This is a genomic window from Paenibacillus sp. LPE1-1-1.1 (assembly GCF_040676435.1).
Lineage (GTDB): Bacteria > Bacillota > Bacilli > Paenibacillales > Paenibacillaceae > Pristimantibacillus.
Genome location: NZ_JBEGHY010000001.1, coordinates 1,060,919 through 1,082,599, shown reverse-complemented (window position 1 = coordinate 1,082,599; position 21,681 = coordinate 1,060,919). Strand labels below are relative to the sequence as shown.

At 45.2% G+C, this 21,681-nt stretch carries 24 protein-coding genes; 18 read left to right on the top strand and 6 right to left on the bottom strand.

All coding sequences use genetic code 11. The features are described 5' to 3' along the window. Positions 1–55: 55 nt before the first annotated feature. From MRBLPE1_RS04930 to MRBLPE1_RS04915, 4 genes are all read left to right on the top strand, one after another. The gene (locus MRBLPE1_RS04930) at positions 56–763 is read left to right on the top strand and encodes a DNA alkylation repair protein (RefSeq protein WP_364142264.1); all 708 of its coding nucleotides are present in this window, start codon (positions 56–58) and stop codon (positions 761–763) included. Between the two features lie 134 nt (positions 764–897). Further along, the gene (locus tag MRBLPE1_RS04925) at positions 898–1,221 is read left to right on the top strand and encodes a hypothetical protein (RefSeq protein ID WP_364142261.1); all 324 of its coding nucleotides are present in this window, start codon (positions 898–900) and stop codon (positions 1,219–1,221) included. Positions 1,222–1,409: 188 nt separating this feature from the next. Continuing rightward, positions 1,410–1,739, top strand: a complete 330-nt coding sequence (locus MRBLPE1_RS04920) for a PadR family transcriptional regulator (protein ID WP_364142258.1) — start codon at positions 1,410–1,412, stop codon at positions 1,737–1,739. A gap of 14 nt (positions 1,740–1,753) precedes the next feature. Continuing rightward, positions 1,754–2,620 (top strand): pentapeptide repeat-containing protein, encoded by an 867-nt coding sequence (locus MRBLPE1_RS04915; RefSeq protein WP_364142254.1) that lies wholly within the window; start codon positions 1,754–1,756, stop codon positions 2,618–2,620. A gap of 78 nt (positions 2,621–2,698) precedes the next feature. Here the strand turns inward: MRBLPE1_RS04915 and MRBLPE1_RS04910 are convergent, their stop codons facing one another. Both MRBLPE1_RS04910 and MRBLPE1_RS04905 read right to left on the bottom strand, forming a co-directional pair. After that, positions 2,699–3,001: a hypothetical protein gene (locus MRBLPE1_RS04910; RefSeq protein ID WP_364142251.1), complete on the bottom strand. Its 303-nt coding sequence runs from the start codon at positions 2,999–3,001 to the stop codon at positions 2,699–2,701. 72 nt (positions 3,002–3,073) lie between these two features. Then, positions 3,074–3,979, bottom strand: a complete 906-nt coding sequence (locus tag MRBLPE1_RS04905) for a LysR family transcriptional regulator (RefSeq protein WP_364142249.1) — start codon at positions 3,977–3,979, stop codon at positions 3,074–3,076. A 125-nt stretch (positions 3,980–4,104) separates the two neighbouring features. Here MRBLPE1_RS04905 and MRBLPE1_RS04900 point away from each other — a divergent pair, with 125 nt between their 5' ends. The 6 genes from MRBLPE1_RS04900 to MRBLPE1_RS04875 all read left to right on the top strand — a co-directional run bounded on the left by MRBLPE1_RS04900 (position 4,105) and on the right by MRBLPE1_RS04875 (position 8,776). After that, a complete protein-coding gene (locus MRBLPE1_RS04900) occupies positions 4,105–4,977 on the top strand; it encodes an SDR family NAD(P)-dependent oxidoreductase (RefSeq protein ID WP_364142247.1) in 873 nt (290 codons plus the stop codon). Further along, positions 4,967–6,154 carry an MFS transporter gene (locus MRBLPE1_RS04895; RefSeq protein ID WP_364142245.1) on the top strand — a complete coding sequence of 396 codons (1,188 nt, stop codon included), beginning with the start codon at positions 4,967–4,969 and terminating at the stop codon, positions 6,152–6,154. The genes MRBLPE1_RS04900 and MRBLPE1_RS04895 overlap by 11 nt, the downstream gene beginning before the upstream one ends. Beyond that, positions 6,151–6,723 (top strand): cyclophilin-like fold protein, encoded by a 573-nt coding sequence (locus tag MRBLPE1_RS04890; RefSeq protein WP_364142243.1) that lies wholly within the window; start codon positions 6,151–6,153, stop codon positions 6,721–6,723. The genes MRBLPE1_RS04895 and MRBLPE1_RS04890 overlap by 4 nt, the downstream gene beginning before the upstream one ends. Before the next feature lie 113 nt (positions 6,724–6,836). Further along, positions 6,837–7,544 carry an SDR family oxidoreductase gene (locus MRBLPE1_RS04885; protein WP_364144506.1) on the top strand — a complete coding sequence of 236 codons (708 nt, stop codon included), beginning with the start codon at positions 6,837–6,839 and terminating at the stop codon, positions 7,542–7,544. A gap of 285 nt (positions 7,545–7,829) precedes the next feature. Continuing rightward, positions 7,830–7,988 (top strand): carboxymuconolactone decarboxylase family protein, encoded by a 159-nt coding sequence (locus MRBLPE1_RS33125; RefSeq protein WP_414698852.1) that lies wholly within the window; start codon positions 7,830–7,832, stop codon positions 7,986–7,988. Positions 7,989–8,029: 41 nt separating this feature from the next. After that, entirely contained in the window at positions 8,030–8,776 is a 747-nt protein-coding gene (locus tag MRBLPE1_RS04875; RefSeq protein WP_364144504.1) for an SDR family oxidoreductase, read from the top strand. A gap of 84 nt (positions 8,777–8,860) precedes the next feature. Here MRBLPE1_RS04875 and MRBLPE1_RS04870 read toward each other — a convergent pair whose 3' ends face one another. Next, positions 8,861–9,478, bottom strand: a complete 618-nt coding sequence (locus MRBLPE1_RS04870) for a TetR/AcrR family transcriptional regulator (protein ID WP_364142240.1) — start codon at positions 9,476–9,478, stop codon at positions 8,861–8,863. A 162-nt stretch (positions 9,479–9,640) separates the two neighbouring features. On the opposite strand from MRBLPE1_RS04870, the gene MRBLPE1_RS04865 reads away from it, so the two are divergent. After that, a complete protein-coding gene (locus MRBLPE1_RS04865) occupies positions 9,641–10,330 on the top strand; it encodes an SDR family NAD(P)-dependent oxidoreductase (protein WP_364142237.1) in 690 nt (229 codons plus the stop codon). 85 nt (positions 10,331–10,415) lie between these two features. Continuing rightward, positions 10,416–10,856: a nuclear transport factor 2 family protein gene (locus MRBLPE1_RS04860; protein WP_364142234.1), complete on the top strand. Its 441-nt coding sequence runs from the start codon at positions 10,416–10,418 to the stop codon at positions 10,854–10,856. Positions 10,857–11,323: 467 nt separating this feature from the next. Here MRBLPE1_RS04860 and MRBLPE1_RS04855 read toward each other — a convergent pair whose 3' ends face one another. The 3 genes from MRBLPE1_RS04855 to MRBLPE1_RS04845 are packed head-to-tail and all read right to left on the bottom strand — an operon-like array spanning position 11,324 to position 12,389. Then, a complete protein-coding gene (locus tag MRBLPE1_RS04855; RefSeq protein WP_364142232.1) occupies positions 11,324–11,440 on the bottom strand; it encodes an ATP-dependent Clp protease proteolytic subunit in 117 nt (38 codons plus the stop codon). A gap of 20 nt (positions 11,441–11,460) precedes the next feature. Further along, positions 11,461–11,976, bottom strand: coding sequence for a hypothetical protein (locus MRBLPE1_RS04850; protein ID WP_364142229.1), 516 nt, complete (start codon positions 11,974–11,976; stop codon positions 11,461–11,463). Next, complete coding sequence (locus tag MRBLPE1_RS04845) at positions 11,973–12,389, bottom strand: MerR family transcriptional regulator (RefSeq protein WP_364142227.1); 417 nt, start codon at positions 12,387–12,389, stop codon at positions 11,973–11,975. Before MRBLPE1_RS04845 ends, MRBLPE1_RS04850 begins: the two co-directional genes overlap by 4 nt. Before the next feature lie 620 nt (positions 12,390–13,009). On the opposite strand from MRBLPE1_RS04845, the gene MRBLPE1_RS04840 reads away from it, so the two are divergent. The 6 genes from MRBLPE1_RS04840 (at position 13,010) to MRBLPE1_RS04815 (ending at position 21,670) form a co-directional block, all read left to right on the top strand. Beyond that, complete coding sequence (locus MRBLPE1_RS04840) at positions 13,010–13,900, top strand: carbohydrate ABC transporter permease (RefSeq protein ID WP_364142226.1); 891 nt, start codon at positions 13,010–13,012, stop codon at positions 13,898–13,900. A gap of 12 nt (positions 13,901–13,912) precedes the next feature. After that, positions 13,913–14,749 (top strand): carbohydrate ABC transporter permease, encoded by an 837-nt coding sequence (locus MRBLPE1_RS04835; protein WP_364142223.1) that lies wholly within the window; start codon positions 13,913–13,915, stop codon positions 14,747–14,749. A gap of 29 nt (positions 14,750–14,778) precedes the next feature. Further along, on the top strand, positions 14,779–16,542 hold the full coding sequence (locus MRBLPE1_RS04830) for a sensor histidine kinase (RefSeq protein WP_364142220.1): 1,764 nt from the start codon (positions 14,779–14,781) through the stop codon (positions 16,540–16,542). Beyond that, positions 16,539–18,173, top strand: coding sequence for a helix-turn-helix domain-containing protein (locus tag MRBLPE1_RS04825; RefSeq protein WP_364142218.1), 1,635 nt, complete (start codon positions 16,539–16,541; stop codon positions 18,171–18,173). The genes MRBLPE1_RS04830 and MRBLPE1_RS04825 overlap by 4 nt, the downstream gene beginning before the upstream one ends. A gap of 134 nt (positions 18,174–18,307) precedes the next feature. Next, positions 18,308–19,714 carry an ABC transporter substrate-binding protein gene (locus tag MRBLPE1_RS04820; RefSeq protein WP_364142216.1) on the top strand — a complete coding sequence of 469 codons (1,407 nt, stop codon included), beginning with the start codon at positions 18,308–18,310 and terminating at the stop codon, positions 19,712–19,714. 78 nt (positions 19,715–19,792) lie between these two features. Next, a complete protein-coding gene (locus MRBLPE1_RS04815; RefSeq protein WP_364142214.1) occupies positions 19,793–21,670 on the top strand; it encodes an alginate lyase family protein in 1,878 nt (625 codons plus the stop codon). The last annotated feature ends 11 nt before the right edge of the window (positions 21,671–21,681 follow it).

The following is a 21,681-nucleotide window of genomic DNA, read 5'->3' as shown; positions in this document are numbered from 1 at the left end:
ATGCAGTTATGATAGACTGGATAAAATCCTTCAAAAAATAAGGAAGTGTTAAACAATGAATTACGAAACGGTTATGCAGGAGCTTGAAGCTCTTGGCAAGGAACGAACCAAGAAAATTTACGTATCCAATGGCGCTCACGAACCGCTTTTTGGTGTGGCTACTGGCGAAATGAAACCCATCGCCAAGAAAATTAAAAAAAATCAACCTTTAGCAGAGCAGCTTTATGCTACGGGAAATTACGACGCCATGTACTTTGCCGGCGTAATTGCAGACCCAAAAGCAATGACTGAAGCTGATTTTGAGCGTTGGATTGATGCGGCTTATTTTTATATGCTTTCCGATTATGTGGTGGCAGTGACCTTGGCAGAAACAGATATTGCACAGGAAGTTGCCGATAAGTGGATTGCAGGCGACGAAGAGCTGAAAATGTCAGCGGGCTGGAGCTGTTATTGCTGGCTTTTGGGTAATCGACCGGATGTGGAATTTTCGGAAAGCAAGCTTGCCAATATGCTTGAAATCGTGCAAAATACGATTCACGATTCTCCCGAACGAACCAAATACGCTATGAATAATTTTATTTACACGGTGGGGGTGTCCTATTTGCCTCTCCATAATAAGGCGGTCGAGACCGCAATGGCGGTAGGCCCGGTAGAAGTCAACCGGGACAAGCCAAAAAGCAAGTTTCTACTCGCTTCCGAAAATATTCAAAAGACAGTAGATAAAGGGAGAATTGGTTTCAAGCGCAAATATGTAAGGTGTTAAACGATTGCTTCGCCACTAGAATTTAAGACAGCAGCAATTTAATAAGTGCAAAACACGCAGCCTCTGCTCCAGTGAGGCTGCGTTGTGCTATCTATTACTTTATGGTTGGGGACTATCCACCAGAGCACAGGGCAATGGATAAAGAGTGGCCGGAAGATTACATAAATAACTATCTGGCTCCATTTAACCGAACTCAGCAAATTAGACCGACAGCTGTCAGAGGGATACAAAGGGAATCGCGGCAAATCGATATTAAAGGAAATTTTGATATACCTGTTTTAGTTGCGCGAGGTCTACTTGAAGGTTCACTAGTTGCGGACTCTGATATTGAGCGTTATAAGAGTATGTGCCCAAAATTAATGATCAAGGAATATGCAGCTTCAGGCCATGGTCTTAAGGGGCAAGACAAAGAAAAATTTTACAATGATATTGTTGAGTTTATTAATAACATTGATTAGAGTGACACTGTATGGTCAAGGGACAAGAACATACATCCATGAAGCTCCGCGCATAGCGCGGCTTTTTTATTTTTGTGAGTCCTCATTGAGGATAAGAACTTTCGCTTTTAGGCAAAGTAAATAATTAGAAATACTACCTTGACAGTCATAGTAATGTGTCGTATTATACAAACATGGAGGTTGATTACATGAGCGAGAACAAAATTACATCCGACCTGCTGCGCGGACATACCGATACGATGATTTTAAGGCTCTTATCCGAAGCTGACCGCTACGGCTACGAGATCGTAAAACTGATTGCCGATCGTTCGGACGGCGAGTATGAATTAAAGGAAGCGACGATGTACTCGAGCGTCCGGAGGCTTGAGGCCGACGGTGATATCGAGTGGTATTGGGGCGATGAATCACAGGGTGGTCGGCGTAAATATTTTAGGATTACCGAAAAGGGCAAAGATGCTTACGCCCGCAATAAAAGCAATTGGGAGTACGCGAAGCGCGTGCTTGAAAACTTATTATAAGGAGAGATGATGTTATGAATCAGAAATTGACGAATTATTTGAACGGCGTATTTACGCCATACGATGGAGTAAAAAGCGTTACCGAATTAAAGGCCGACCTGCACTCCGATTTACAGGAGCGGTTCCGTGAGCTCAAAGCTGAGGGCAAGGACGATGAAACAGCGTTTAAGATGACTATTGAGAGTATCGGCGACATCGAGCAAACGATCCTGGAGGTCTCCAACCTCTCCCGCTCGCTGGAACGTCAGGTGGTGACAAACTTTAGCGGAAGCAGCCTGGCGAAAAGCGACTTTGCAGGCGTTACGGCCCATAAAGGACAGTTTAAGGGCAGCGCGTTGCACGGTTCCGACTTTTCGGGCGCAGATTTGACCGGCAGTTCGTTTAAGGCCAGCGACGTACGCGAAGCCATTTTTGACGGCGCGAATCTGACGGACTGCAGCTTATCCGCGCTTGACCTGAGAAATGCAAGCTTCAATAAGACGATCCTTGTACGAACCAATTTCAGCAAGTCGGGGCTTGACGGAGCCAAATTCACAGGAGTAAGACTGACCGAAGTGACGTTAACGCTGACCGATCTTAGAAGAACGATTTTTGAAGGTTGTTTATTTGATGGGGTTGACTTCAAACATTCTGATCTGAGCGGGCAGTGTTTTGACGGACAGACGTTTATCGGCGTCAAGTTTGACAAAGCGGCATTAACCGAAGCTTCGTTCAAGGGCGCTACATTTAGAAATGTTTCTTTCCAGCCTGGGTTTGCTTTAACGAATAAGTACTATCGTATGATCAAAACCATCTGCTTTGACGGCGCAACGATGGATAAACTGACCTATGCCGCCCTAAAAGGCATGGAGGTCGATCTATCTAAGGTTACCGTAATTTAAGGGGGATCATACTATGCCAAACAAATCAATTAAAGTAACAGGGCTCAATAAGTCCTATAAGGATCTACAGGTTCATTGCTATAATTGAAAGCGAAGCGAATGAGATAGCGGAATTAACTGGATGAGCAGATTATGCTCTCCAGTTTTTTTATTTTCGGCAACTAGCATAAATGGAAGCGATAACAACTTAGCAGGATTGTGAGGGTCTTTAGCATGATGCGGCAAGAAAAGATGGCTTAGAATTGTTACTATATATTCAAGAGAAAACAGATATGGAGGGCAATCATGAGCTAATCGAGTGTTATTCAATAGATAGCCACCAATTAATGCTTGGTGGCTTTTTATTTGGGATTTAATGGTTTCTTGGTTAACATTTGCCATGTCGGAGATATCCTGTATCGTATTCACCAAACTTTTTTTATGAAATTCTAAAGAAATTTCCTCTTTTATATTTTAATTCCTGGAGCATTCACCAAATTTGGCCTGAATTCCCTTTAAAAACGTATCAGCAGCTGCCGAAAAGACCGGATGCTTTTTCCAAACCATATTTAAGCCAGATTCAAGTTTTGGCTCTAGAGGTTTGAAACAAAGGTTACTATCACTAGACGTATTTACTATTTTATCAAGAGTTATTGCATAACCAATGCCTTCTTCAACCATAATCGCAGCATTATACGCTAGATTGTATGTAGCCACAACGTTTAATTTATCAAAATCACTACCAAACCAATCCGCAAATTCATTTTTAGAAAATGTCTGCTTCATAGCCTGTCGTGAACAGATAAGCGGAACATTGATTAAATCTGCTGGTTGAATGGAATCTTTGAAAGCAAGAGGACTGTCTTTCCTCATAACAACGCCCCAAACATCCTTAGCAGGGATATTAATATAATTGTATTTTGAGACGGCTGCTGGTTGAATTAAAATACCAAAGTCAAGAAGTCCCTTTTCAAGCCGTTCAGTCACATCATCTTCGTTTCCGCTGTAGAGGTGATACCGTATATTTGGATAGCTTAACTGTAAGTCTTTTACTACGCGGGCAATATGTTTCATGGCATCTGTTTCCCCGCCGCCAATATAGACATCCCCACTTACTGTTTCTTCCATGGATCTGAACTCTGCATCTACTTTATCGACCATATCAACGATTTCTTCTGCTCTCTTTCTTAAGAGCATTCCTTCATCTGTAAGTAGGATACTGTGGCTGCTGCGAACAAATAGCTTTTTTCCCAAAGCTTGTTCAAGATCTTTCAATTGTCTAGACAAGGTTGGCTGTGTGAGGTGCAAAAAATCAGCCGCCGCCGTAATGCTGCCTTCTCTTGCAACAGTAAGAAAATAACGCAAAACTCTAATTTCCATTAAAGGCAGTCCTCCTTTGTTCATACTATACATGTTTAAGAAATGCTCATCAAGCATATCTTGATATAAGATATAGGTATTTGTTATGTTGAAAAAGCGCGCTAAAATAAATATAAACAGTAATTATGTTAATTGAAGTGCTGAAGGGAATGATGAACATGGATAAGAAAAAGGTTTGGTTTATCACAGGTGCCGGTCGAGGTATGGGCGCAAATATCGCGAGAGCTGCTTTGAGCGCCGGACACAGAGTTGTGGCTGCCGGCCGTAATACGGATGCGGTGGCAAAAGCGATCGGTGAAGATGAGAATGTATTAGTTGTCCAATTGGACGTTACCCGTCCTGATGATGCACAATCCGCAGTTAAGACTGCTATCGACCGGTTCGGCATTATCGATGTGCTGGTCAATAATGCCGCACACTTCTATGGGGGCTTCTTCGAGGAATTGACCCCTGACCAAATCGAGCGTCAGCTGCAGGTTGCGTTGCTCGGCCCTATGAACGTTACCCGTGCGGTTTTGCCCGTCATGCGCAAGCAGCGTTCTGGTCATATCATCTCAATCTCCTCAGGTGCAGGCATTTCTGGATTCGAGTTTAATTCCGCTTATTCTGCCTCGAAATTTGCGCTTGAGGGATGGATGGAGTCGTTGGCTCCTGAGGCAGCACCTTTTGGCATTCATACGACCATTGTGAACCCGGGCTTTTTCCGTACGGAACTTCTTACGGAGACGTCGTCGACTTACGCTAAGCTGTCCGTCGAGGACTATGCGGAACGCAGAGCTAGTTACATGGCATTTTTTAATGAACAGAATGGGCAACAATCCGGTGATCCGAACAAGCTTGCCAAGGCACTCCTCATGCTTGCAAGCGAATCGCAACCACCGCGACGCTTCATCGCAGGCGCCGACGCGATAGGCATTGCAGAGCAGAAAATTGTCGACCTCCAGACGCAGATCAATGCCTACCGTGATCTCTCGACATCCATGGCCTATGACGACTAAACGAAATCAGTTGCTTGTCTATATTTTAACCTTGGGTGTATTTAGTATCTTGAATACCGAGATGGGTGTAATCGGAATTTTGCCTCTGATAGCGGACCACTTTCATGTCAGCATCTCCACCGCAGGGTTAATCGTGAGTCTTTTTGCGCTTGCAGTTGCCGTCTCTGGCCCAATATTGCCTTCATTGTTTTCGGGCATGAACCGCAAGAAATTGATGCTGCTTGTGCTTGGCATATTTATAGCAGGCAATCTTGTCTCCGCTATCACAACAGACTTTATGGTGTTATTGATTGCACGTGTCATTCCGGCTTTTTTCCATCCTGTTTATTGTTCATTGGCATTTACTATCGCAGCTTCGTCCGTCAGCAAGGATGACGCTTCGAAGGCAGTAGCCAAAGTATTCGTTGGTGTGTCTGCAGGAATGGTGCTTGGCGTACCTGTCTCAAGTTTGATTGCAACCGCCACTTCGCTTGCTCATGCGATGTTGTTCTTTGCTGCCGTAACGACAGTCGCATTCATCGCCACACTCCTGTTTGTACCATCGATGCCTGTTAAGACAAGGGTCTCTTATGGTACTCAGATACTCGTATTAAGAAGATCCATGACCTGGCTTTCCATTGCCGCAGTGATCTTTATGAACGGAGCCGTATTCGGGGTGTACAGCTACCTTTCCGAGTATCTGAAAACCGTGACCAATTATGCCTGGAACACAATCAGTTTGATGCTATTCCTATACGGTGCGGCCAACATGGTTGGAAATATGATTGCAGGGAAGCTGCTTACAAAACATGCATTAAGCACAGTAAAGTTTTATCCATTTGCATTGGGAGCAGTTTACATCATGCTTTTCATCATGGGACCGTTCAGTGTGCCAATGGCCTGTATTATTTTGATTTGGGGAGTATTGGGTGGCATAGGAGGCAACATTACTCAATATTGGATTGTGTCTGCAGCGCCAGAGGCTCCTGAATTCGCGAATGGACTCTTTCTAACATCCGCCAACTTGGGCACAACGATTGGAGCGAGTGTATGCGGACTATTCATATCAGGATTAAGTACGCAATACGTCGTACTTGGGGGAATCCTGTTCCTCATATTAAGCATCGCTGCAGTTTATCCAAGGATTTCTAACTACAGCAATTACCATAACCATTCAAGGAGGATAACATCAAGATGAGAAAAGTGTTAACGTTGCTTCTCGCATTGGTGATGGCCTTCACACTTTCAGCTTGTGGCGGTAAAGATGAGTCCAGCTCCAACAGAAATGATAATGCAACCAATAACAGGACCACTATTCAAGCAGGTACGACTGATGAAACGAATGACCCGGTTGGCCAACCTTCTGCTTCACCGACTGTAGATCATGACGGTTCGACGGATGTGAGGATCAAATTGATATTTGATAATGAGGAATACATTGTAAAAATGTATGATAATCCGACAAGCCAGGATTTTTTGTCAAGGCTCCCGTTGACACTCACATTTAAGGAGTATAGCGGCTTCGAAAAATTGAGCATTTTGGATAAAGGATTGACTGCGGAAGATGCGCCGTCAGGAAGCGATCCGGAAGTTGGAGATATCGGTTATTACGCTCCGTGGAAAGATGTGAACATGTATTATACAGACTGGAATTATTCGAGCGGACTTATTAAATTAGGGAGGATCGAATCCGGCCCCGAAGAGTTTACAAAAAAGATTAAATCTATGAATGATGATTTTACGGTAAACATTCAAAAAATGAACTAAATTACTTCCTTAAATCTTTTAAAGTTAGTGATGAATGTCGTCTCGAAACTAATATTAAGTATCGCAGCGATTTATTTCAAGAAGTTTCATTTACAGTCGATTGGAGGTTTCCAATAATGCAAGATAAGCAGGTAGCTCTTGTCACAGGGGCAAATCGAGGAATCGGATATGAATTGGTTAAACAATTGGCTTCAATGGGGTTCAAGGTCATTTTGACTAGCAGGGATCCAAGTAAGGGTTCTGAAGCGGCGCAACAACTTGCCGAGACCGGATTGGATGTTTCTTCCGCCGTCATGGATGTCACAGATCAAGAGAGCATCCGTCTAGCAGCAATGACCATTACCGAGACCTTTGGCCGATTGGATGTATTGATAAACAACGCGGGCGTATATTTGGATGAGAATGCTAAGTTATTAACCATGGATCCTGCGATTCTAGAGAAAACGATGTCCACGAATTTCTTCAGCGTCTACCATGTTATGCGCACATTTATTCCACTCATGGAAAAGCGGGGATATGGAAGAATTATTAATGTTTCCTCGGAATATGGAGCCATGAGTGCCATGTCGTCCGAAGGCGCAGGAGCGTACAAGATCTCCAAACTTGCAATGAATGCATTGACCCGACTGGCAGCAGCAGAACTCAGAGGAGATATCAAAATTTTTGCAGTCGATCCGGGCTGGGTAAGCTCGGATATGGGAGGACCCGCTGCTCCGAGAACTCCGAAACGTGCTGCCGATCTGATCCTCCAATTAGCGATGAAGGGTTCGGAAGGACCTCGTGGCGGGTTCTTCAGGGATGGCAAACCAATCGATTGGTGAAAATAAAGCCATCGTATATTTCACCAAGCTTCTTTTAAGATAATTAACATATTTGAGCAATCCGTTGATATATCAACAAAATCCATTGTTTTAACCATTGAATGAACGTTTGATAAGACTATAATAATAGACATGAGTTGATTAACCAGCTTTAACCGTTTAATCACTTCTTGTTTAGTTTAGTAAATTGATCGGGGATATTGCACCAAAACTTGTACAACTTAAGGATGATATCCTGTTTGGCGATGTATGGGAACGCAGTGAGCTGTCTCCTCGGAACGTAGCCTGATTACAGTAGCTTCTCTAATAACAGGCGGGAATACGCAGCAATGGGGTTTCCATCTAAATAAGGCGAAGGAAAATGGCATTTCAGAAGAAGAGCTGATTGAGGTATCACACATTTGGCCTTTTACGCTGGCTGGTCCAAAGCTTTGTCTGCCGTAATGGTGGCAAAAGAAATGTTTTTGAAGGGATGGAAAAACGAAATGGCAATTGAAAACAAAGTGGTTGTAATTACAGGCGCAAGTTCAGGAATTGGGGAAGCTGCAGCTAAGCTATTAGCTCAGAAAGGCGCAAAAGTTGTACTTGGTTCAAGACGTGAAGAGCGTTTAGTAAAATTAGTTGAAGAAATCAAATCGAACGGTGGTCAAGCAGCGTATCGCGTCACAGATGTTGTTAATCCAGATGATAATCAGCAGCTTGTTCAACTAGCTAAAGAAACTTTTGGTGGTGTCGATGTAATCTTCTTGAACGCTGGACTAATGCCTAACTCACCACTTTCCGCATTAAAAACTGATGATTGGAACAGTATGATTGACGTTAATATTAAAGGTGTATTGAATGGTATCGCCGCAGTATTGCCTACATTTACATCGCAAAAGTCTGGACATATCATCACTACTTCATCAGTAGCTGGGCTTAAAGCTTATCCAGGCGGAGCGGTTTATGGCGCAACAAAGTGGGCTGTTCGTGATTTAATGGAAGTTTTGCGTATGGAATCTGCCCAAGAAGGTACTAACATCCGCACAGCAACTATTTATCCAGCAGCGATCAACACGGAATTGTTGGATACGATTACTGATAAGAATATATCAAAAGGCATGACTGCGTTGTACGAACAATATGGTATTTCACCTGATCGAATTGCCAATGTTGTTGCATTCGCAATTGATCAACCAGAAGATACGAACGTTAATGAGTTTACAATTGGACCAACAAGTCAACCTTGGTAATAATTAAAAGATATGATGAAAGCGTAGGCTGTCGAGAAGATTCGACAGCCTTTTTGCGCTTTTTGTGTAAGTTCTCCCTTTAATTCAATAAGGTATCTCCAGGCTGTTGCCGTTAAACGTTTTTAACAAGTCCAATACGTTATTAAAATGAATTTCGCTCAAATGCTCGATGACCTCTTCAACTCCCAAATGCTCTGGATCTGAAATCCACATACAAATCACGCCTACTAACCCTGAAATAATGTACTCCAGTCCGACTTTCATTTTTTGATTATGATAATGATCACCAATACCGGAAAGAATAAAATCTTTTAATGCTTCTTTTAAATGAGTTGAGAAGCTAGGTTGACCATTTTGACTAAGCATTGTTCTAAAGAAAACAATGTTCGCTTCTAAAGCTTTAAACATGTCGCTTAAGCTTGCGATAAACATTTCCTTATCTATTGCATGGATATCTTTATCTTTTATATCCATGTTAAAGCAAGCATTTAATTTTTCCATGCTTTCCTGACATAAATTCTCCATCAAATCGGGTTTGTCCATATAGTGTAAATAAAAAGTGTTTCGATTTATTATGGCTTCGTCGGCAATGTCCTGTATGGTTATCCGTTCGTAGCCTTTCGTTTGAATTAGCGTCACGAAGGCTTCTTTAATGGCTTTCCTTGTTTTTAGAATACGTAGGTCTATCTTATCTTTAGCCATTTGTAACTCTCCATCCAATTAAGATAATGGTCATATCAAGATAATGTGACTATTAATTATCACAATGATGAATATCGACCATTGAATGGTTTAATTCTACGTTCTACAATTAAAAACGTCAAACGCAGTAAAACATCATCAATTCAAAAAGGAGATAGACGTATGAAAACAATAGCGATAATTGGAGCAGGTAAGGGATTCGGATTGTCCTTGGCCAAGCGTTTCGGTAAGGAAGGCTTTCAAGTTGCATTAGTTGCGCGTAATGCCGTGAAGCTTCAAGAGATGGTAGATGAACTAACAGTCGCTGGTATCCAAGCTTCTTCTTTTACAGCTGATATTTACAGTAAAGAACAAATTGAACAGGCTATTACCGGAATTAAAGAAAAGTATGGCCACATTGATGTACTGGAATTCAGTCCTACACCTGGTAATTTTCCTCCGACTTCTGTATTGGAATTAACGGTGGAGAATGCAAGGGACCTATTTGAAGGCTATGTTATCAGCACCATCAATGTTGTCAATGCCGTTCTGCCGGATATGCTGACTAAGAAGGAAGGTTCCTTGCTGTTTACAACAGGATTATCCGCATTGTATCCCGTTCCAATGATGGGAAATATCGGTATCGCAATGTCAGGCATGCGCAATTATATTGCCAATCTTCATACTGAACTGTCGCCTAAAGGTATTTTCGTTGGTCACCGATCCTTAGGTTTGTTTATTAAGGAACCAGGGGCAGGCACATTTGATGATCCAGATGTTATTGCAGACATGTGGTATCAAGCCTATACAGAGAAGAATGTATGGGAAGAAGAGTATCCCAAAGGCGTTACTCCTCAAACCGTCGTAATCTAAACAAAAAGTAGCAACTTTTTTATTGAGCTTTTTTCTTTGATTATTTTATACAGTTCGGTTCAGAAATTAGAGGAGGAAAAAATTTATGTCGCTAGAAATTTTACAAGCAAAATTAGAATTAAGAGAATTAGTTGATGCTTTTTCAAATTTGGGAGATGAAAAAAAGCTTTCGGAACAAATGCTTTTATTTACGCCTGATACTAGATATATGGTTTACTTCGGTGGCCAATTGGTGTCTGATGTTTCTGGAACAAAACAATTAGAAGAGGAGTTCACAGGTCACGCTTCTATTGTAAAACGTTATTTCTCCATTAACGCACAACACGTTGTGAAAGTGGATGGCGATACTGCAACAGGCGTTTCGTACTCTCAAATGAAAATGGTGAGAGAAGAAGAGGGCAAAGAAGTTATCACTGATTATAGTGTTAAATATGATGATATATATGTACGTCAAAACGGAACTTGGTTAATAAAGGAACGTACTGCTCACTTTTCAATTATAGAAGCAAGAATATTGCAAGGCTAATTTGATTAATACTTGGAAAATCATAGCTTAAAGAAACAAAGTGATTATCTCTGGTCGGCATAAATGTCTTACTTAACAACGCCGCATCATGATGGCAGATAACCCGGCGAGCGTGATTGACGAGGATGTTTGGTTTGATAAAACGATACTTGATAATTTTGAGTTAAGCTAACGAGACACGTTAGTATAAAAGGACGCCCAAGGGCAGGTGAACCCAAGGGCGTTTTGTGTTTTGCTAACGAGCGATTTAGCATATTTCGTTTTCTTCAAGTTTATCGGATGTCTTAATGTTAGTCGGGTTCATTGACACAGCACGTATTGTGATATCTGGGTGTCTGTTCCTAATTTGTTTTTTCGCATCAGACATACTTGAAGCCATGACATTCTCATAATAAGTTACACCGTTTACTGGATCTTGATACTCGACAGTAAATTCATATTGATCATCCATTTTCGTATCCTGCCTTTCATGAAGCGTTTGTAATTACTTTGTCTACCAGCCCGTATGACATTGCTTTCTGAGCGTCCATAAAATTGTCCCTGTCAATTTCTCTTGCTACTTTGTTAATCGGTTGCCTGGCCACGAGCACCACAGCCCCTTCACTCAGTAATCGACTCGATATTTTTCCTCTAGGAATGAGAACTTGTTGCTTTTAACAAACGTGTTTTGGCGAATATTCACGCATTCAGTGGTCTCTAATATCTCACGAGGGGATGTATTTCTTAATTCTTTAAGCCGATCAACGACTTCTTCGTCAATTGACACGGCTTCGATTTCCTCGTCGTTAACGAACGTAACGGGAATGTTGTGAGACATTTCGATCTGCTTTCTACCATCTGAGTAAACTAGACTTACTGTAATGATTCGTTCTCCGCATTCAATTGCGTCCTCTGTATAGATTTCCAATAGTACATCTTGGCCCTTTGACAGATCCGGCATGATGGATTCATTTTCAGCGTGACCGTTGAGATTCGGTAAGCGATGTACTCCTTCTGGCAGTTGCACGTTTAATTGCAATTCTTTGTAGCCAAAAAGATCATCGGATAACAGAATCCAAAGGTGGTTCAATCCTTCTTCATTTTCCATGATGGATTTCGCTAACCTAGTTTCCAAGATCATTTTTGTTCTCCCCTTAGAAGCATTGACACAGAATCAATAACTTTTTGTTTAACCTCTGCTGAGATTCGAGGACTTAAGGAGATGACGACATCCTCCGTGATTTGATGTGTTTCGTTTTCGAGCAGTCTATTGGGCTGATAAAGATGCAACTGATTACCGATTTTCTCAATTTCCTCAATAGACAGGGATTTTAACTTCTCTTGGATAACTCCTAATGTTTCACCTGTTCTTGTCAGTGTGATAATGGCTCTTAGGTACTGTAGATGTTTGTTTGTGTACACACGTTTATTACCGGATAATTCGAGCGAAGGGATCATTCCGATTTGGGTATAGTAGCGTACTGTTCTTAGGTTCATCCGAGGGTCATCTTTCTGAATAATGTCAGCAACCTGTTTTGCGGTATAAGTTTCCATGTTTCCTCCTGGATTACATTTTACTGACTAACATACAGTTAGGTGTATAGGTTACAGTTTACTGTAACGTCTTGTGAATAGTCAAGATTTCCAAACAAAAGACGCCCAATGGCGGTAAAGCCAAGGGCGTTTTGCATTTATTACTTGTCGTTCGTTAAACTAACAGGGAATTCGAATTTGGAAGTTCGGGAAGAGTTTGGAGCAAAAAAGATGGACTTGGTACAAATGGTATTGGTGTTGTGAAAATGAAATTGAGTGATTATGAAATACATCAATTGTCAGGAAAAATAGTTTTAACGACTTATCGAATATTCATCGAGGAAAAAATACAGTATTCTTTACAAGTTCTATTTGGAAATTTGAAGATACAAAATGGCGGATGATATTGCCTAATCCTCTCAACCCCATTCCTTATCCTACTATAATCCTTGCGTAATGACTCGGACAAGCTGACGTTGTTTTTATAACTAACGTTGGCTTTTTTATTTTTCCAGAAACTTATTGCGGGAGAAAAAACGGGACTATAGTAGTTTCGTCCCCCCAGCTTCATTGATTGCCCCATCCCGTATGCCTCGCGGCATCCTATACAATGAAGCTACAAGACGGGAGGAGATGGAAGCATGAATAAAAATCGGATCGGAGCTTATTTGTTTAGCTTTCCCAGCTTTTTTCTAACAGTTGCTCTCGGCATATATCCAGTAATATGGGCCCTTCGATATATGTTCTACGATTATCGGGGCTATGGTACGCCCAAATTTATCGGACTTGGCAATTTTGCGCGGGTTGCGCGGGATACCGAGTTTTGGCAGTCCGTTGCGAACACCTTCGTGTATGCAGGCGGGAAGCTAATTATTACGCTGCCGTTATCGCTTATCTTGGCTGTTATACTGAACCGCAAGCTGCGCGGGCGGCATGCCTTCCGGGCGATATTTTTCCTGCCGACGATCTTTAGCGCATCGGTTATGTCCATCGTATTTTATATTGTGTTTAACTCTTACAACGGCATTATTAATCAATACCTGCTAAAGCTGAACATCGTCTCCGGACCAATCGACTGGCTTGGCGCAGCTTATGCGATGCTGACGATCGTTATTATTGCCGTCTGGGGGGCTGTAGGAAACTATATGCTGCTCTTCATTGCCGGACTCCAGAGTATCCCCGAAGACGTTTATGAGGCGGCGTCGCTGGATGGCGTGAATCCGGCACAGCGCTTATGGTATATAACGATTCCGATGCTGGGGCCTGTGCTGCAGATGATTATTATGCTGGCCATTACGACCTCGCTTAAAGGCTATGAGAGCATTATGGTATTGACGGAAGGCGGCCCTTTCGGCAAAACGGAAGTCATGTACCTGTACCTGTACAAGCTGTTTTTCCCGATGACAACGACGGGTTCCTCCGTTCAGAACATCGGATACGGCAGCGCTATCGGCTTCACGACCGCCATCATCGTTGGTTTGGTGACATGGCTTTACTTCTGGATGTCGAAAAAGCTGAACAACGTTTATTAAGGGGGAAGGATCATGACTATTCGTAAAATGCTGATCAGAACGCCGATTTGGATACTATTGCTGATCACGGCGGCGCTAATGCTGTTTCCTATCGTCATTGCGCTGCTCGGCTCCTTCAAAACGAATCTAGAGCTGACGACGGGGGCGACGATTTTTCCAGTAAAGTGGCAATTCCAGAATTATGTGCAAGCATGGAATCAAGCCGATTTTTCCGGATTTACGTTTAACAGCCTTTATGTGGCCGTTTTTGCCACGGTGGGAACTTTGCTTGTATCCGCTATGGCAGCTTATGCTGTCGATCGCGTTGCTTTTAAAGGAAAGAAGCTGATTATTTTTCTTCAGTCGTTTACGTTGTTCATATCCATCGGAGCCGTCGTGCTGCGGCCTCAGTTTGATCTGATGGTGTCGATTGGTTTGCAGAAATCATTATGGGGTGTCATAATCATTATCATTAGCGCCCATGCAACCGCATTCTTCATGATCATTGGCTTTTTCCGCAGTATTCCGAAGGATTTGGATGAAGCGGCGCTCATTGACGGCTGCAATTTCTATTCCATTTTCTGGAGAATCATATTGCCTTTGCTCAGGCCCGCTTTAGCTGTCGTAGCGCTTTTCTCCTTCCGGAACGCATGGAACGAATATATCCTGCCGCTTGTTTTCTCGCTGTCGCGGCCCGATTTGCAGACACTCCCTGTTGGTCTGGCCAACCTGAGATACGGTGCAGGAGCCGCAGTTGAGAATCAACTGATGCTTGCAGGCGCATGTATCTCTATACTGCCGCTTCTTATCGTATATATTTTCGCTAACCGCTCCTTCATGCAGGTAACGGTCGGCTCTGTCAAGGGTTGATAATCTCATATATTGAGGCGATAGACAACATGAAACGTTTATTGAGAAAGATGTCGCTAAAAAAACGGCTTTGGGTCTCGTTTGTTTTTCTGACCGTCGTATGTATTTCAGTCACGGGAACTTATGTTTCCGTGTTTTTTTCTCGTGAAATGGAATCGCAGGCAACGAAGTCAAGCCAAGATACGTTAAACAAAACGGCGCAGGTGTTCGATGAGCGCTTGCGCAATATCGTCGTTTCGATCTCCACGCTGATGATGGGGGAGCCGTTTCAAGACACCATGCGTGATGTTCAATCAAATAACAGTCAAGAATACTTTAAAAGGCTCTCTCAGCTGCAAACGTCCTTTGCTCAAATGATGATTGCCGAGCAGTCGATCGACTCGGTATTGGTGCATACGCCTATTGGCGATTTTTATCCAACGGAGAGCAGGCGAAGCAAGGTTGACTTCACGGATTCTTCGTTAAATGCTTTGATCCTGGGCACGCAGAATCGGTGGAGCACGATTTGGGTGCGGGGCCATGCCGAGGAGCTGTTCAGCAGGGGCAATCCTGTTATTTCCTTAATCATTAAGCCTTTATTCGATATGTCGCTGCCGGGCGTTTATGTCGTCGTGAATATCCGGGAAGATCTATTGCAAGAGCTGATACAGGCTCATTTGCAGGAGGGCAGCCTCAGGCAGCTCGTTGTTGACCGCGACAGCCGGGCGGTCTTTTCCTCAGCTCCCGTCATGCCGGAAAATGACATGAAGCTGTATGAACGGATCGGCAGCAGCGAAAGAGGCCACTTTGAGTATGAATCTAAGAGCAGCGGCTCCAATTTGGTTAACTATTCGGCGCTCGGCATGAATTCCGACTGGATGCTCATCGGTTACCAATCCAAGTCGAAGCTGCTGGCTCCCGTCCAGCATATGCGCTGGACGATTTTAACGATTATGGGCGTCTGTGTCGTACTTGCTCTGGTCATGTCCAGCATGCTGTCGGAGCTTTTGCTTAAGCCGCTGTTTAAGCTGCGTAACCTAATGTTTAAGGTAGAGCAAAATCATCTCGATGTCAGGTTCGAAAGCGTATTCGAAGATGAAATCAGTCAGGTCGGCCACAAGTTCAACCGGATGCTTGAACAGATCGGCGAATTGATCGGAGAGGTCAAGGCATCTGAGCGGGAGAAACGAAAATCGGAAATTAAAGCGCTTCAGGCGCAGATTGATCCTCATTTTTTGTACAACACGTTAAATACGATTTATTGGAAAAGCGAAATGGAAGAGCAGCAAGCCGTCAGCAGGATGATCGTTTCTCTTTCACAGCTGTTCCGGCTGGGACTTAACAATGGAAGAGAGATTACAACGCTCGGGCAGGAGCTCGAACATGTCGCACAATATTTGAATTTGCAGGCAATGTGTTATCCCGATTTGTTCCAATATGAAATCCATTCGGTGGATGAGAAGCTGAAGGACATTCCCGTGCTCAAAATCCTGCTGCAGCCGCTTGTGGAAAATTCGATTTTACACGGCTTTCAGGAGCTCCCTCACATGGGGAGGATCCGGATCGAGGCTGCTGCTGCTGACGGATTGCTGACGCTGACCGTGACTGACAACGGCATCGGAATGGATGCGGATCGTGTCCAAAATATGCTGAACGGTCTGGAAACGGAGCGTACAAGCTATGCCCTTTCCAATGTGGGTTCCAGGCTTTCGCTCTACTACGGCTATAAAGCTTCGATGAAGCTGGAAAGCGTGCCGGGCGTGCAAACGTCCGTTAAGCTGATTATCCCTATACAAGAGGTGATGAATGAATGAACGGGATTACGATCTGTATAGTGGATGACGTAAAAACAGTAATAGACGGCATCCTGAAAAAGATCCCATGGTCAGAGTACGGAATAGAAATCGCGGGCACCGCCTCTAACGGCAAGGACGGTCTTAGGCTGATCCGGGAAAAGCATCCCGATATCGTGCTTACCGATATTCGTATGCCGCTCAGCAGCGGAATCGATATGGTTCGCGAGCTTAAGGAGTCCGGGGAGCATGCGGCCAAGGTGATTTTTTTCAGCGGATATTCCGATTTTGCATACGCTCAGGAATCCGTGCGGCTCGGCGCGTTCGATTATTTGCTCAAACCCTTCACGAAGCAGCAGATTATAGATGTGGTGCTGCGCGCCAAAGCCCAGATTGAAGCGCAAAGGCTGGAGCAATTGGGCCGAATGGAGCTGGAAAGGAAGGTAAGGGAGAGTTTGCCTTATTTACGCCAGGAGTATTTCCGTCTGCTAATCCGACATGACGAGCAGCCTGAGCGTGCTTATGATAAATGGGAGTTTCTCGGCATCGATATGGGCACCCGAGGTTTCGTAGCCATGTCCGTACAAATTGACGGGTTAATGAATGAGCGCTCGCCTTTGCCTGTACGCGAAGTAGAGCTTACCCGTTTTGCCGTTCAAAATATTTTGGAGGAAACCATTAAGAAGCTTGTGAAAGGGATCGTGTTTCGCGAGCATTTGGGCCAGTTCGTCATTGTGCTGAATCTGGACGAGGAAGTCGATGTGCTCGCTCTTGCCGAAGCCTGCAAGGACAACGTAAATCAATATGCGAAACGGGCAATATCGATTGGGGTTGGTGGCCATGTGGAAGGGATCGCAGAGATCGCGCATTCCTATGAACAAGCCAAAACGGCGCTCAGCTACCAGTTTTATTCCGGCACCGGCTGTATTATTTCGTATAGCGATATTGAGAGGCAGGGCCATATTACACCACATTATTCCGCTGACAAGGAGACGGAGCTTCTATACTGTCTACGGTCGGGTAACAGGGAAGGGATGGAGCGGCTGCTCGATAGCATATCCGAGGAATGCCTGCGCTATCCGGCTCCGCCCAATCCCGATGTAATGACGAATTTATTTTACGGACTGGCATTCTCCATGTACCGCGTCATTGCCGAGAAAGCCGATCCCAAGCAGCGCATGTGGCTCGATGACCGTTTGAGTGCCATGAAGAAGGGCCGTTATCTTTCAACCGATGAGCTGATGGACGATGTGAAACAGCTGGGACTGACCGGCTGCGAATGGCTCCAGAAACGCCAGAAAAACGATGTCGGCCAGCTGATTCATCAGGCTCTGACATATGTGCGCAGCCGGCTTGGAAACGACTTGACTGTGCAGGAATGCGCGAATGTCGTGCATCTTAGCCCGAGCTATTTCTCCAACATTTTTAAGAAGGAAACGGGGATGACGTTTATGCAATACGTGACGTCTGCGCGAATGGAGAAGGCAAAGGAGCTGCTTCTGGAAGGCATGCAGGTACAGGACATCACCTTCGAGCTCGGCTACAAGGACAGGCCGTATTTCAGCGAGCTGTTCAAAAAACATACGGGTGTAACACCTACGGAATTTCGGACCAAATATGAAGGGGTCGGCCATGTCGGCGAATCAGAGTGATTTTCCCCTCCCAGGATCGTGTGTTTGTCCTTCATGGCGTGACGCGCTTAGGTGCTACAATGGGGACAGCAAGGTGAACCGGATGGGAAGCGCCGGTGGAACACCGTTTGCTAAACAAAGGGGAGGTACAACAGATGAAGAAAAGGTTTCTAACGAAGAGTACGCTTTTGGTCTGTTACTTGCTGGTCTTTGCTTTGATGCTGGCGGCATGCTCGACGGGTAATGGGTCGAATGCGGAGCAAGGCAAGGAGGAAGGCAGCAGCGATGCCGCTAAAACGAAAATTGCCTATTGGACGATAGATCGGCATGATATGGATTATATGCAGCAGCAGGTGGATACCTATAATGCAACGAACCAGGATAACATCGAAGTGGAAATGAAAGTTATGGCGGATAATTACAATCAGGCGGTGGAGGTTGCGTTTGCGAGCAATCAGGCGCCAGACATTTTCCGGAGCGGTGATTTTCAGAACTATGTGAATAAAGGTTATTACGCCCAGCTTGATACGCTGCTAAGCAAGGAATTCCTGGCGAAGTTTGACGGCTTGCTGGTTGAAGATATTTATACAAAGGACGGCCACGTCTATACGCTTCCGAATACAGGTCAGTTCTGGCGGTTGCTGTATAATGTGGATTTACTGGAGAAGGCAGGCTTCACTGAGCCTCCGAAGACGCTTGATGAGATGGTTGAATATGCGAAGAAAATAACGGAACAAGGCAAGAGCGAAGGCGTTTACGGCTTTGCAAGCAATTTCAAGAACGGCTCGGGCTTTACGCGTCCGGCATATGCATCGGGCTCGCTCGGTTCGGAAACCAGCCATGAGGGCTTTAACTTTCAAACCGGGGAATTCGACTTCGGCATGTATCGCGACGTTACGGAGGCACTCCGTCAAATTAAAGTGGACGGCAGCATGATTCCAGGGGCTGAATCGCTGGACATCGATCCGCTGCGCGCGCAATTCGCGCAGGGAAAAATCGGGATGTACGTGAACCATTCCAGCGAGCCGGCAGTGTATACCTCGCAATTCCCGACGGACATTCGCTGGGCATCGACTCTCGTGCCTACGAAGGACGGCGAAATGAACGGCGTTACTTGGGTCAACGCAGGCGGTTATATCGGAATCAGCGCTAAATCGGACAAGCAGGAAGCAGCTGTGAAGTTCTTGGAGTACCTGTACGATACAGAGCTTCGTTCGGAATATCAGGAGAAAGGGCTTGGCCTCTCCGTTCTGCCTTATGTTAACGAGGTGGCAGGCAAGCCTGAGCTCGCAGGTATAGACGGCTTTCTCCCTACGAAATATGACGGTATCTATCCGGCTACGCCTGTGTCAATCACGGAGACGAAATTGGAAGGCAAGAAGTTCAGCGATGTTTTCATCGAATATATTTTGACGGGCAATCAGGAGCTGGACACCGTAATTGAGGATTTGAACACCAGATATGGAAAGGCACTCGCATCGGCCCGTACGGAAGGGTTGACGAATATCCAGGCTAATCCGTCATTCAGTGCCAAGAATCTTCAGGGATCCCTCGGCGAATAGCCGATCCGTTGAATGAGAGGCTGCCTGCAAGGGCAGCCTTTCTGTTTATTATTTGGCCTTGAGAGAGGAGAAGATCAATTGGATCATTTGTTCTTTAGAGCAGAGCAAAGACGCGAATGGGGCGAGAGCTTCAAACGGCTTTTTCCCGAGAAGGCATCGGAAGCGATTGCGGAGGCAAACCGCTGGTGCGAGGGAAGCCGATTTATTTGGAAAAATACCGAGATCGACATGGGGTATCCGATCAATTGGCTTTATAATCCGACCGGCGATAAGGAGTTTACTTGGGGGATTAACCGCTTTAAGCATCTCCGTTCGCTAGGTACCGCATACGCCTGTACCGGCGATGAGAAATATGCAGCCAAAGCCTTGGAGCATATTATGGGGTGGATTGACTCCCAGCCATGTCCGCGCGGTTTGCAGGCAGAAGAAATCACCTATTTTCAAAGGCCGGGCCCTTGGCGCCTGTTGGAGACGGGTCTAAGGCTTCGCCAATGGGTTTACGCGTATCATTTTTTTCATGGATCGGAAAGCTGGACCGAAGATTCGGAGCAGCGGTTTTTCGAATCCGTGAAGGAGCATGGCTGGTTCCTCTCGACCTATACCGCAAGCCTGGAAATCAACCACTCCATCATGCATATGATCGGTTTGCTTAGCGCAGGACTTACCTTCGAGTCATGGGGGGAGAGCGCTAGGTGGCGCAGTACGGCGACCGAAAGGCTGGAAGAGTGCATTCGCGTACAGGTTCTGCCCGATGGCGTTCACTCAGAGCTTACGCCTCATTATCATATGGTGTCGCTTGAGCTGTTTGTCGATTGCGCAGTTATGCTGAAGAAGCGGGGACTCGCGTTCTCGAAGGAATATGAGAACATTTTAGCGGGGATGGTGCGATTCGCTCGCTGCATGACAAGACAGGACGGCAGCATGGCACCATTCGCTGATTCCTATGCCAGCCATCCGCCTGATCTCAACGCGGCAGCCCTTTATTATAATGATCCATGCTGGATGCAACCCGAGCAATTGTATGAGCAATTTTGGACGGTCGGTCCCAAGAGGATTGTTGAGTTGCTTGCGAGTAATGATGGCAGGGGGCAAGAGACTTTCGCCGGCGGTGAGAAGCTGCCTTTCGCTTTCCCGAATGCCGGATATTACGGACTTGGTAACGGCGAACAGAAGCTGATTTTTGATGCTGCCGCGTTAGGGGGCCCGCATGGTCATGCGGATGCTCTCTCCTTCGAATGGTGCGCATACGGCGAAGCATTGTTTGTAGATCCGGGGACGTATACCTATATGGAGACGCCTTGGCGCCGTTATTTCAAAAGCACGTCCGCGCATAACACCGTCCTTGTGGACGGGCAGGATCAAACGCCTTATTTGCGAACGCAGCGGTGGGGAGAGCCTGAGGCCCGGGTGGCTTTGAAAGCTTGGGATCCAGAAAAACAGATGGTTTGCGCGGAGCATGACGGGTACGCGGGCCGCGGTATTATGCACATGCGTGCCTTATGGTTTCTAGCCAGCGGCGAGTGGGTCATATATGACCGCTTGACGGGAACGGGAGGACATACCTATCAGCATCGCCTGCATAGCAGGCTGCTGAACTGGAATGTGGAGAAGCTGGAGGAGGAGCATACAGCCAAGTTTTACGTAAGCGGCAGCGGATTGGCAGGCGGGCCATCACCGCTGGGATGCGAAATGCTTGTTTTTGGACCAGAAGCGTTGGAGTTTGACGCGGAGGACAGCTGGGAATCGGTCCATCCGATGACGATGCAGCCTCTAAAAGTGCTTCAGGGACTGCTGACATCGTCGGAAGGAGCTTGGTTTATTACCGTGCTGAGACCGTACCGCGGCAGTGGTGAATTAAAGCCCGCAGAGTGGAGCGTCAGCACGGATGAGCTCGGCCATCCTGTCCTAAGCTTGAATCGGACAGGAGAAATAACCCTGTTCCATCTGCCGATATGAAAATCAAAGAG

What these genes read in the sequence shown, in the direction of transcription:
- MRBLPE1_RS04860 (WP_364142234.1), top strand. Translation starts at nt 10,416, where the DNA reads ATGTCGCTAGAAATTTTACAAGCAAAATTAGAATTAAGAGAATTAGTT.
- MRBLPE1_RS04915 (WP_364142254.1), top strand. Translation starts at nt 1,754, where the DNA reads ATGAATCAGAAATTGACGAATTATTTGAACGGCGTATTTACGCCATAC.
- MRBLPE1_RS04900 (WP_364142247.1), top strand. Translation starts at nt 4,105, where the DNA reads ATGTTAATTGAAGTGCTGAAGGGAATGATGAACATGGATAAGAAAAAG.
- MRBLPE1_RS04895 (WP_364142245.1), top strand. Translation starts at nt 4,967, where the DNA reads ATGACGACTAAACGAAATCAGTTGCTTGTCTATATTTTAACCTTGGGT.
- MRBLPE1_RS04835 (WP_364142223.1), top strand. Translation starts at nt 13,913, where the DNA reads ATGACTATTCGTAAAATGCTGATCAGAACGCCGATTTGGATACTATTG.
- MRBLPE1_RS04845 (WP_364142227.1), bottom strand. Translation starts at nt 12,389, where the DNA reads ATGGAAACTTATACCGCAAAACAGGTTGCTGACATTATTCAGAAAGAT.
- MRBLPE1_RS04925 (WP_364142261.1), top strand. Translation starts at nt 898, where the DNA reads ATGGATAAAGAGTGGCCGGAAGATTACATAAATAACTATCTGGCTCCA.
- MRBLPE1_RS04825 (WP_364142218.1), top strand. Translation starts at nt 16,539, where the DNA reads ATGAACGGGATTACGATCTGTATAGTGGATGACGTAAAAACAGTAATA.
- MRBLPE1_RS04920 (WP_364142258.1), top strand. Translation starts at nt 1,410, where the DNA reads ATGAGCGAGAACAAAATTACATCCGACCTGCTGCGCGGACATACCGAT.
- MRBLPE1_RS04910 (WP_364142251.1), bottom strand. Translation starts at nt 3,001, where the DNA reads ATGGCAAATGTTAACCAAGAAACCATTAAATCCCAAATAAAAAGCCAC.
- MRBLPE1_RS04930 (WP_364142264.1), top strand. Translation starts at nt 56, where the DNA reads ATGAATTACGAAACGGTTATGCAGGAGCTTGAAGCTCTTGGCAAGGAA.
- MRBLPE1_RS04850 (WP_364142229.1), bottom strand. Translation starts at nt 11,976, where the DNA reads ATGATCTTGGAAACTAGGTTAGCGAAATCCATCATGGAAAATGAAGAA.
- MRBLPE1_RS04840 (WP_364142226.1), top strand. Translation starts at nt 13,010, where the DNA reads ATGAATAAAAATCGGATCGGAGCTTATTTGTTTAGCTTTCCCAGCTTT.
- MRBLPE1_RS04875 (WP_364144504.1), top strand. Translation starts at nt 8,030, where the DNA reads ATGGCAATTGAAAACAAAGTGGTTGTAATTACAGGCGCAAGTTCAGGA.
- MRBLPE1_RS04870 (WP_364142240.1), bottom strand. Translation starts at nt 9,478, where the DNA reads ATGGCTAAAGATAAGATAGACCTACGTATTCTAAAAACAAGGAAAGCC.
- MRBLPE1_RS04905 (WP_364142249.1), bottom strand. Translation starts at nt 3,979, where the DNA reads ATGGAAATTAGAGTTTTGCGTTATTTTCTTACTGTTGCAAGAGAAGGC.
- MRBLPE1_RS04865 (WP_364142237.1), top strand. Translation starts at nt 9,641, where the DNA reads ATGAAAACAATAGCGATAATTGGAGCAGGTAAGGGATTCGGATTGTCC.
- MRBLPE1_RS04820 (WP_364142216.1), top strand. Translation starts at nt 18,308, where the DNA reads ATGAAGAAAAGGTTTCTAACGAAGAGTACGCTTTTGGTCTGTTACTTG.
- MRBLPE1_RS04890 (WP_364142243.1), top strand. Translation starts at nt 6,151, where the DNA reads ATGAGAAAAGTGTTAACGTTGCTTCTCGCATTGGTGATGGCCTTCACA.
- MRBLPE1_RS04830 (WP_364142220.1), top strand. Translation starts at nt 14,779, where the DNA reads ATGAAACGTTTATTGAGAAAGATGTCGCTAAAAAAACGGCTTTGGGTC.